Origin of the sequence: Microcoleus sp. PH2017_09_SFU_O_A (assembly GCF_020738625.1) — a bacterium.
Taxonomy (GTDB): Bacteria; Cyanobacteriota; Cyanobacteriia; order Cyanobacteriales; family Microcoleaceae; genus Microcoleus.
The window spans coordinates 24,629-35,515 of record NZ_JAEQCF010000086.1 but is presented as its reverse complement, the minus strand read 5'-3'; the positions used below and the strand labels follow the sequence as shown (position 1 = coordinate 35,515).

The 10,887-nt window shown below is 47.7% G+C and carries 6 protein-coding genes; 4 read left to right on the top strand and 2 right to left on the bottom strand.

Features of this window, described 5'->3' with window-relative positions:
- Window positions 1-94 precede the first annotated feature (94 nt).
- Window positions 95-2,128 (bottom strand): amylo-alpha-1,6-glucosidase, encoded by a 2,034-nt coding sequence (locus tag JGK16_RS26330; protein ID WP_293193132.1) that lies wholly within the window; start codon window positions 2,126-2,128, stop codon window positions 95-97.
- Between the two features lie 321 nt (window positions 2,129-2,449).
- Between JGK16_RS26330 and treZ the strand changes: the two genes are divergently transcribed.
- The 3 genes from treZ (at window position 2,450) to JGK16_RS26315 (ending at window position 8,130) form a co-directional block, all read left to right on the top strand.
- The gene (gene treZ / locus JGK16_RS26325; protein ID WP_293193130.1) at window positions 2,450-4,291 is read left to right on the top strand and encodes a malto-oligosyltrehalose trehalohydrolase; all 1,842 of its coding nucleotides are present in this window, start codon (window positions 2,450-2,452) and stop codon (window positions 4,289-4,291) included.
- Between the two features lie 116 nt (window positions 4,292-4,407).
- On the top strand, window positions 4,408-7,200 hold the full coding sequence (gene treY / locus JGK16_RS26320; protein WP_293193157.1) for a malto-oligosyltrehalose synthase: 2,793 nt from the start codon (window positions 4,408-4,410) through the stop codon (window positions 7,198-7,200).
- Window positions 7,201-7,608: 408 nt separating this feature from the next.
- Window positions 7,609-8,130, top strand: a complete 522-nt coding sequence (locus JGK16_RS26315) for a tetratricopeptide repeat protein (protein ID WP_293185292.1) — start codon at window positions 7,609-7,611, stop codon at window positions 8,128-8,130.
- 129 nt (window positions 8,131-8,259) lie between these two features.
- On the opposite strand, the gene JGK16_RS26310 is transcribed toward JGK16_RS26315, so the two are convergent.
- Window positions 8,260-8,862, bottom strand: a complete 603-nt coding sequence (locus JGK16_RS26310; RefSeq protein ID WP_293185291.1) for a hypothetical protein — start codon at window positions 8,860-8,862, stop codon at window positions 8,260-8,262.
- A 143-nt stretch (window positions 8,863-9,005) separates the two neighbouring features.
- On the opposite strand from JGK16_RS26310, the gene JGK16_RS26305 reads away from it, so the two are divergent.
- Window positions 9,006-10,565, top strand: a complete 1,560-nt coding sequence (locus tag JGK16_RS26305; protein ID WP_293193128.1) for an NAD(P)/FAD-dependent oxidoreductase — start codon at window positions 9,006-9,008, stop codon at window positions 10,563-10,565.
- The last annotated feature ends 322 nt before the right edge of the window (window positions 10,566-10,887 follow it).

Below are 10,887 nucleotides of genomic sequence, written 5' to 3'. Positions count from 1 at the left end.
TATTAACAACTATAGATCCCTGACCCCGCGATCGAGAAACGGTTTGATTTGGCTACTATTTAACTGTCAACTGTCAACTGTCAACTGTCAACTGTCAACTGTCAACTGCCAACCAAGCCCGTAGCACCTCGGCCACAGTCCAAGCTTGAGCCGTGCAGCCCCGGGGCGAGTGGGGGGCGTCGCCCTCAAAAATTTCGCCGAGACTGCCAACTCCGCCAGCAGTTATATGATGTGCCATCGGTTCCAGGAATTGGAGAGCTTGTGCTGGGTCTTTGTATACGTGCAAGTGCGCCAAGACAAACGGGCCGATCAGCCAGCCCCAAGCTGTGCCTTGGTGATAGGCGCTGTCGCGCTGCAATTGGTCGCCCTCATAGGCGCCGCGATACTGCGGGTGTTGTGGGGATAGGCTCCGCAGGCCGTGGGAAGTGAGCAGCCCCTGAGCGCAGGCGTCCACGACGGCGCGGCGCTGTACGGGCGTGAGTAACGGTGTATAACGGGTTTCCTGGCGCTTGCCCTCGTACCCAGGAATCGAGTCCAGGGGCAGGGAAACGGCGAATATTTGGTTGGGCCGCAGGGAAATGTCGTGTCCGTCGGGGCCGTCGAGAACGTCGTAGCAGTAACTGGTTGAGTCGTTCCAGAAGCGATCGAATCCGGTGGCGGTACGATCGCCCAACTGCTGATATTCATTGTGAGGCTTGCCCAGTTTTCGAGCAAAACTTGCCATAGCTTGCACGGCATTGTACCAAAGCGCGCTAAGTTCGATCGGCTTACCAATCCGAGGAGTCACCACCCAATCGCCGATTTTCGCGTCCATCCAAGTCAGTTGCACGCCGCTTTCCCCCGCGTAGACTAAACCGTCGTCAGGATCGACGCGGATGTTATACCGAGTTCCGTTTACGTGCCAATCGACAATCTCACATAGTGTCGGCCAGAGTTCGCTCAAAAGTTCGTCGTCTCCGGTGCAGTCGCAGTAAGCGCGAACAGCCTCAAAGTACCACAGCGTCGCGTCTGCGGTGTTGTATTCCGGAGCGCCCCCGGCATCGGGGAAGCGGTTTGGCAGCATTCCGCGATCGACATACCGTGCAAATGTTCGCAAAATCGATCGGGCAATTTCCCACCGCCCGGTACAGATTGTGAGGCCGGGCAGGGCGATCGTCGTATCGCGCCCCCAGTCGCTGAACCAGGGATATCCGGCGATAATCGTTTTCCCCTCCGGTTCCTTTGGTAGCGGGCGGTTGACGATAAATTGGTCGGCTGCTAGCACTAAGTGATTAATCCAGTCTGGAGATTCGCTGATTTTTGACCATTTTTGCAGCAGTTGTTGGTCATAAGTGTGGCGCACTTCTAAAGCTGTACCGCCGTTGAGTTCGGGATTTTTGTCGGTACTCGCGATCAGTGTCAGAGATTGTCCTGGTGCGATCGCAAAGTGAAAAGTCGCCGCGTGCAAGTGATCCTCGCAGCAGTCCAATCCGCGCCGCTGTTCGGCTGCCAAATTAAATCCGTAGTGCCAATTGTATAAGGGCGTAGAAACTCGAAATTTAGCCTCTGGAGTAGCATCTGTCAGCAGGTACAGGGGTGCGGCTCCGTCAAAAGCCGTCACGCAAACCCCTTGTGTCAAAGTTTCCAGACTCACAGGCCAGTCGCCCGCACTTGTCATGTGGTGGTAGTCGCGGTGGTTGACTAAGGCTTTGACTGCGATCGCGATCGGTTGTGAGGCGCGGTGCAAGCGGTATTGAATATATGTTGTGTTAGCACCTTGCTGCATCCAAATCCGCTTTTCGAGGATAGCGTCGGCGAGGGCATACCTCCACACAGGCGTCGTACCTTCGAGGTGGAAGCTTTCGATGCAGTTGTAGCCGTGGGGCTCGATCGTACTGTCGGCCCAGCGGTTGGTATAAAGCGGGTAGGCGCGATCGGCATACACGGCCGTCTCGTCCAGCTTGGCGAGCATCAAAGTCCGTGCCAGCGGGGGTTTGAGGGCAGCCACCAGCAGCCCGTGATAGCGGCGGGTGAGGAGATTTGCGATCGTCCCGCTAGCGTAACCCCCGATTCCGTTTGTCACCAACCACTCGCGAGACTCCGCCGAGTCAAGATTGCAGCAGATTTCCCGTCCAAAAGCAATAACCATAGAATACACGCTCGCGCTGATTTGCTATCTACCTTTAGATATATTTTAGACCTTATATAAAAAACCAGAAATATTAACTCTTGCAGTTGACCAAGAATGGCGATCGCTAAGGGTGCAGATTCATGGTCTAATTTATACATAACGAACCGCTACTTTTGCCCCAGCGATAATTCTAACCGTTACTCTGTCTGGAGTTAGTTGTTTGTAATTTTAAGTAATATTACCATCTACACAGGCGCTCTCACCTTAAGAACACAGCATTTGATTGCGTCCCAAGGGCGATCGGACAACCAACCTATTTTATAAGGAGAACCACTCAAAGTGAAGATAGGAGCAAATTACCTCGGCAACAACCAATGTGAGTTTACAGTTTGGGCGCCCACAATCAAACAAATAGCAGTCCAAATTGTTTCCCCAGAACCACGCCAGATACCCATGCAACAATCCGCAGAAGGTTATTGGCAAACCACAGCTACAGACATCGCACCCGGAACCCTTTACACCTACCAACTCGAAGGAAAAACCGACCGACCCGACCCAGCCTCAAAATATCAACCCCAAGGCGTCCACACCCCATCCCAAGTAATAGATGAAAACGCCTTTGCTTGGAAAGACAAAAATTGGCAAGGCGTGCCGCTGTCGGAAATGATTATCTACGAACTGCACGTCGGCACATTCACCCAAGCCGGAACATTTGAAGCAATAATTCCCCAACTCAAAAAACTCACAGAATTGGGAATCAACGCCATCGAAATTATGCCAGTCGCCCAATTTCCCGGCGATCGAAACTGGGGATACGACGGCGTATATCCCTACGCCGTTCAAAACTCCTACGGCGGCCCCGAAGGCTTCAAAAAACTTATCAACGCCTGCCACGAACACGGCATCTCAGTAATACTCGATGTCGTTTACAACCACCTCGGCCCCGAAGGAAACTACCTCCGCGACTTCGGCCCCTACTTTACCTCAAAATACGGCTCGATTTGGGGAGACCCCCTCAACTTCGACGACGCCTACAGCGACGGCGTGCGGAACTACTTTATTCAAAATGCCCTCTACTGGTTTCGAGACTATCACATCGATGGTCTGAGATTAGATGCAATTCAAGCAATATTTGAAGTAGGTGCCAGACCATTTTTGCAAGAACTCTCCGACGCCACCGCCGAGATTTCCCAAGAAATCGGAAGGAAACTTTACTTAATCGCAGAAAGTGACTTAAACGATGTCCGCACAGTACGTCCCAAAGAACTCGGCGGTTTCGGATTAGACGCCCAGTGGTGCGACGATTTCCACCACGCACTGCACGCCTTGCTTACCGGAGAAAATGACCGCTACTACCAAGACTTTGGCAAGTGCGAACACCTAGAAAAATCCTTCAAAGAAAGCTTTGTTTACTCCGGCCAGTATGCACCTCACAGAAAGCGAAAACACGGCAATTCTGTCAAAGATGAACCGGGCGAGAAATTTCTGGTATTTTCCCAAACCCACGACCAAATCGGCAACCGGATTTTAGGAGACAGACTCTCGCAAATAGTTGACTTTGAAGCACTAAAACTTGCAGCAGCTACAGTTTTGATTTCTCCCTACATTCCTTTCTTGTTTATGGGAGAAGAGTACGGAGAAACAGCGCCGTTTTTCTACTTTGTTTCCCACTCAGATCCTGACTTAATTGAAGCGATTCGCAAGGACAAGCAACAAGAATTTAAAGCTTTTGAAGACAGAGGCGAATTTCAAGACCCCCAAAGTCCTGAGAGTTTCCAAAAGTGCAAGTTAAACTGGGAAAAATCAACAGCAGGAAAACACAAAATCCTCTGGGAATGGCACCAGCATTTGATTCAACTGCGGCGAACAATTCCCGCCCTGAAAAAACTCGACAAAAAAAATCTAGAAGTTTCCAGTATTGAAGCAGAAAAAATCTTGTTTCTTCGTCGGTGGACAGATAACAGCCAGATATTCTGCATCCTGAACTTCAACAAGCAAGAGGTCGCTGTTACGACCGCACTTCCCCAAGGCAATGGTCACAAAATTTTAGACTCTGCTGATGTAAAATGGATGGGTTCAGGTTCTAGCTTGCCGGAAAATATCAATTCTAAGCAAGAATTGAGTGTTAAACCGCATAGTTTTGCACTCTACCAATATAACCAATTAAACCAAGAGGGCTAAAGCCCAACAACGTACCCGATCTTTCAGAGAACCGCTATAACTCGCGTCCAGCCACTGTTTGCGTAATTTCTGTCAACTACCCGATCGACTAATCAATTAGGACTAAAATTAACATGATGAGAATTCCCACAACCACTTATCGGATTCAATTTCATGCAGGTTTTAACTTTGAAGCCGCCAAACAAATCCTCAGCTATCTCGAAGAATTAGGAATTACCGACCTTTACGCCTCACCGATATTCAAAGCCAAAAAAGGCAGCAGTCATGGATACGATGTGGTTGACTCAAATCAAATCAATCCTGAATTGGGAACATCAGAAAACTTTGAAGCCCTCACCTACGAAATCAAGAAACTGAACATGGGATGGCTGCAAGATATTGTTCCGAACCACATGGCTTACGACACTCAAAATTTGTTGCTGTTAGACGTATTAGAACACGGGCCGGATTCCGACTATTTCGATTACTTCGATATTGAATGGAATCACGCTTACGAACATCTCAGAGGTCGAGTGCTGGCTCCGCTGCTGGGCAATTTTTATGGCGAGTGTCTGGAAAATGGCGAGATTCAACTCAAATACAGCGAAATTGGGCTAACTATCAATTACTACAGCTTACAATTGCCTGTAAAAATTGAATCTTATGCTAGTTTTATCGGTCATAATTTGGGGCATTTAGGCAGGGAATTAGGCAGGCGCCATCCAGATTTTATCAAGTTTTTGGGAATTCTTTATCTAATTAAGAATACACCTTCTGAAGCTAAAGGTAAAGCCAGATACGATCAGATAGCTTTTGTCAAAGGGCTGCTGTGGGAACTCTACAATCAAAATCCCATCGTCCAGGAATTTATCGATGAAAATATCAATTTCTTTAACGGAGAAAAAGGCAATCCAGAAAGCTTTAATTTGTTAGATAGTTTACTCTCGGAGCAATTTTATCGTCTCTCTTTCTGGAAAGTGGGTGCCGAAGAAATCAACTACCGCAGGTTTTTTACTGTCAACGAACTGATTTCGGTAAAAGTTGAAGAGATTAAAGTTTTCCATAAAAACCACGCTCTGATATTCGACATGGTGGACGAGGGAAAGTTTACCGGATTGAGAATCGACCACATCGACGGACTGTACGACCCCACAGAATATTTGAAACGGCTCCGCGAGAGAGTTGGAGACACTTACATTACTGTGGAAAAGATTCTGGAACACGAGGAAGATTTGCCGTCCTATTGGCCGATTGAGGGAACCAGTGGATACGACTTTTTGAACTACGTAAACGGCGTTTTTTGTCGGTGCGATCGCGAACAGCAATTTAGCGAAATCTATCAGAGATTTACTCGATTAAATGTTCCTTACGAACAGTTGTTTTTAGATAAAAAAGGGCTGATTGTTGAGAAAAATTTGGCGGGAGATGTAGACAATCTGGCTCAGCTTTTGAAGAATATTTCCGGTCAATCCCGACAGGGAAATGACTTTACTCGTCCGGGTTTGGAAAAAGCGCTGGCTGCGGTTTTGACGATTTTTCCAGTGTACAGAACTTACATTAATCAAGACGGTTTGCGAGAGTCCGATCGCATTTACGTCAAATATGCGATCGCCCACGCCAAAGAATTAGTACCGCGACTCCTCAAAGAACTGAAATTTATCGAAACGCTGCTGTTGCTGGAAGAAGAAGAAACCCTCACAACCGAACAAAAAGAGGAGCGCAGGCACTTTGTCATGAAACTCCAGCAGTTGACAAGCCCCCTGATGGCCAAAGGCGTTGAAGACACGTTGCTATACGTCTACTATCGCTTTTTATCCCTCAACGAAGTCGGAGGAAACCCCAGTCACTTCGGCGTTTCGCTGGCGGATTTTCACGAGTTCAACAAGCAGCAGCAAGTAGCTTGGCCGCACAAAATGAATGCTACAGCTACCCACGATACCAAACGCGGCGAAGATGTGCGAGCGAGACTTAATGTTTTGTCAGAAATTCCTGAGGAATGGGAACAGCAAGTCAGGTCTTGGAGAGAGGTAAACTCATCTAAGAAAGTTAACTTTGTCAATCGCATGGTTCCCGATACCAATGACGAATACTTCTTGTACCAAACTCTGCTTGGCAGTTTTCCATTTGAGGAAATTGAAAACACTGATTATGTTACTCGCGTCAAAGATTATGCGATCAAAGCCGTCCGCGAAGCAAAAGTTTATACAGCTTGGCTGAGACCTGACAACGACTACGAAACTGGGTTTATGACCTTTATCGATAGCGTTCTCGAACCTTCAGAACAAAATCAGTTTTTCAAGAAATTTCTACCTTTCTGGAAAAAAGTAGCTGATTACGGAATTTTCAATTCTTTATCTCAAACGCTGCTAAAAATTACGGCACCTGGGGTTCCCGACATTTATCAAGGCACGGAATTTTGGGATTTAAGCCACGTCGATCCGGACAACCGCCGTCCAGTAGATTTCGATCGCCGAATCGAGGTTTTGCGGGAAATTAAACAGCAAGCTGAGACGGATATTTTGCAACTGGTTGAAGATTTGATTGCGACGCGGGAAGATGCTAGAATTAAGTTGTTTTTGACGGCAAGAGTCCTAGAAGCTAGAAAAAAATACTTGCAAGTTTTTCAATCTGGCGATTATCAACCACTGCACGCAGTTGGCACTTTTAAAGATAACGTGATTGCTTTTGCTCGCAGCTTTGAAGATACTACTGTTATTGCGATCGCTCCCCGGTTTTTGACGGGAGTTGTCAAACCGGAAGAAATGCCGATCGGCAAACAAGTCTGGAAAGATACTAATCTGGAATTGTCGGAGCAAATGCCGTCGGTTTGGAAGGATGCGATTACCAATCAGCCTGTTGAAAGTAACGGTAAGCTGGCCATTGGTGATGCTCTCAGCTACTTTCCCGCAGCTTTGTTGATTAGTCAGTAGTCAGTTGACAGTTGACAGTTGACAGTTGTCAGTTGACAGTTGTCAGTTGACAGTTGACAGTTGACAGTTGTGCTGTTCCCGATCGCTAACGTTATTATTCAATACGGTTCAGTTAAGATTGTCCGAAGAGAGGAACGAAGCAAACAAGAGTGTCTATTTGTGATTGATTTTCCCTGTTATAGCCTTTCTCAAAGATATGAGGTATGACTGACAGCTTCTATAGCCGTTAGACTAAGAGGGCTGAAGCCCAACTACGTACCTCACCTTTCTCATAAAGGCTATATAATCTCTTATCTGAACTGTATTGCGTTATTATTCATTATGTCAGTAGTCATTAGGCGAATTGGTTGTTTATAGCGACGGCGATAGGTTGAGATCTGTCGCTGTCGGTCGTGAATTATAAAAAATATGAAACAAATTCTCAGCATTATTTTTGTTTTGAGTGCGTGTTTGAGTCCTCTGACTGTGCCGGTGATGGTGCAACCTAGTTGGGCACAAAGTCAAGATGCACAGAGTGAAGAACTTCTGAAACTGATAGAGGAAGCAGATCGACTGCAAAAGCAAGAAAAATACCAACAGGCGATCGAAATATGGCAGCAAATTTTAGCCACTGCACAAAAACTTAAAAATAGAGAACTTGAAGGCATAGCACTCAATGCTATTGGTCTTAATTACTACATTAGTTCTAGGCTGGAAGAAGCTTTGAAATACTTTAACCAAGCTTTGCCGATCGCCCGAGAAGTCGGCGATCGCTCTGAGGAAGCTGATATTTTGGATAGTATTGGTTCAGTATACCAGACTATGGGACAGCCGCCTGAAGCTTTGAAATACTATAACCAAGCTTTGGCAATTGCGCGACAAATAGGCGATCGCACGCTGGAAGCTAGTATTTTGGAGAATATCAAAGAAGTCAACAAAACCAATGAATAAGTCACAGTTCACCAAGAATAATGGGTTTAAATCCTCCTCCTTCGAGGGGGAAATAAAACAAAATTATTCACTGTTTCATTCCTCGGAGTTCTAGGTAGAGGTCGATCTCAAACTGTCAACTGTCAACTGTCAACTGTCAACTGTTGAAACTCTCCCCCACAAAGCCAATCCGCCGCCCCTTCCCCTCGCAGCAATTATCCCATCTTCTACCAGAAAATATGCAAAAAATGCCTGCTTCCCCACACTCAAGCTAAAAAATTCCGCCTCCCGCGCTTCACCGCCGCGAATAAATCCTTGATACAGGGTTTTACCCAACAATTTCACCCTAATTCTGGTAAAATCAAATGCTAAAATATTCTGATTACCCAAAAACTTGGTCGGCCCGGAAAGAGTTAGTTCGATCGCCCCAACGAGCACTGAATTCTCCACTCTGCCCGTTTCACTAGGCTTTTCGCCTTCAGCAACAGGTTCAACTGAGTAAGCAATTTGAATTTTCGCCACCCATTCGGGGATGTAACGTCCGGCGCCTAACACAATTCCCGCTTTTTGTCGAGTCTTTTTCGTGCCAGTTATAAAGCACAAGCGCCAATTACCGGTTAGTTGCTCGAAGGAATAGCGAGTTTTAGTTTTTTTGGCGTTTTTCTCCGCTTCTAAGAGGGCTGCGACTACGGCGGTGGAAGATGGTTTAGGATTGGATATGGCGGCTTGTTCTAGAATTGATATGTTTTCCATTTAACTAACAATAATATAGGAAGGTTCGTTTTCTATTGGATTTTTTTGAGGTAATGAACCGCAGAGGCCGCAGAGGGCGCAGAGGGAGAGGGAAAGAGAGGGGTTTGTAATAATATTAGGGGATGTAGGTAGCGGAGAACAACATGGTGACGATCGCCCCCACGGACACAGAAATCATTATCATCGGTAGCGGAATTGGTGGGTTGAGTTGCGGTGCAATGCTTGCCAGTTATGGCTTTGACGTGATTGTCTGCGAAAGTCATTCGATCGCGGGCGGGGCAGCCCACGGGTTCAAACGGGACGGATTTACCTTCGATTCCGGGCCATCTTTGTACTCAGGATTATCCTACAGCCCCTCTGCGAATCCGCTGCGACAAGTTCTCGATGCGATCGGCGAAAAACTTCCCTGCATCACTTACGATACTTGGGGTTGCTGTTTGCCCGAAGGCGATTTCGACACATCCGTAGGCGCGAGTCAATTTGGTGAAGTGCTTTTCAAACTGCGCGGAAGCGAAGCAGCAGCCGAATGGCAAAAACTCCAGCGAGTGATGGAACCCTACGCCAAAGCTGCCACAGCCTTACCCTCACTGGCTTTGCGCTTCGATTGGGGCGCTGCGTTTACCCTCGGCAAATTTGCACCGGCTTTCCTGCAAAGTGCTGGAGATGCGATCGCCCTTGCAGGCCCTTTCAGCCGGATTATGGACGCAAATGTCAAAGATCCGTTTGTGAAAAATTGGCTGAACCTGTTGTGTTTCCTGCTGTCTGGACTTCCCGCTGACGGCACGATCGCAGCCGAAGTCGCTTTCATGTTCGCCGACTGGTATCGCCCCAATGCCGTTTTGGATTATCCGATCGGCGGTAGTGGAGCCCTTGTTGATGCCCTGGTACGCGGTTTAGAGCGCCACGGAGGGCAGTTGCTGTTAAATTCCCACGTTGCAGAGGTTTTGGTGGAAAACAACCGGGCGGCGGGTGTGCGGCTGCGATCGGGTAAAATTATTCGATCGCACAAAGCTGTCGTTTCCAACGCCTCGGTTTGGGATACGCTGAAACTTTTGCCGGAAAACTCTATCCCCAAACGGTTTCGCCAACAGCGACAGGCGACTCCCGAATGCGATAGTTTTATGCACTTGCATCTGGGAATTGATGCTGCGGAAGTGCGATCGGACTTAGCCTGTCACTATATCTTCGTCAAGGACTGGGATCTGGGAGTTTCCGCGCCTCAAAACGTCGTCCTGGTCTCGATTCCCTCCCTCCTCGACCCCCACCTCGCACCGGACGGGAAACACGTCATTCACGCCTACACGCCCGGTAACGAGCCTTATGATTTATGGCAAAAGCTCGATCGCGCCAGCGAAGAATACAAACAGCAAAAGCAAGCGCGCGCCGAGGTGATGTGGGAAGCATTAGAGAGGATTATCCCCGATATTCGATCGCGCTGCGAAGTCACATTAGTTGGAACACCGCTAACCCACGAACGGTTTTTGCGGAGGAATCGGGGTTCCTACGGGCCGGGAATTCGCGCCGGTACAGGCTTGTTTCCAGGGCCGGGAACTCCTTTGGCGGGTCTGTTTTGCTGCGGAGATTCGACTTTTCCGGGTATCGGTTTGCCCGCTGTTGCTGCTAGCGGGGCGATCGCAGCTAATACGATCGCACCCCTGCACAAACATTTAGAAATGCTGCGGGATCTCGGTCTAAAATCTTAGACTTATTGCATGAAATTTTGAAAATAAAGATAGGTTCGTAGTGAGGACTTTAGTCCGCATCAAATCAGAGGACTAAAGTCCTCACTACGAACAAATAAAGATAGGTTCGTAGTGAGGACTTTAGTCCGCATCAAAATGAGAGGACTAAAGTCCTTACTACAAACCTATTTGTTGTGTCCTGTATTTTCCCAAATGCGATCGCACATTCTTGTGCCCGGATTTGCGATCGGCCGATTATCAAAAATTGGCACAAAACTTTGATACTATCGGTCAAATACGACCAACATCTGTCAGCATAGAAATACATAGCTCGATCGATCGC

Coding starts and splice junctions, on each gene's coding strand:
- JGK16_RS26330 (WP_293193132.1), bottom strand. CDS start 2,128: ATGGTTATTGCTTTTGGACGGGAAATCTGCTGCAATCTTGACTCGGCG.
- treY (WP_293193157.1), top strand. CDS start 4,408: ATGAGAATTCCCACAACCACTTATCGGATTCAATTTCATGCAGGTTTT.
- JGK16_RS26315 (WP_293185292.1), top strand. CDS start 7,609: ATGAAACAAATTCTCAGCATTATTTTTGTTTTGAGTGCGTGTTTGAGT.
- JGK16_RS26310 (WP_293185291.1), bottom strand. CDS start 8,862: ATGGAAAACATATCAATTCTAGAACAAGCCGCCATATCCAATCCTAAA.
- JGK16_RS26305 (WP_293193128.1), top strand. CDS start 9,006: ATGGTGACGATCGCCCCCACGGACACAGAAATCATTATCATCGGTAGC.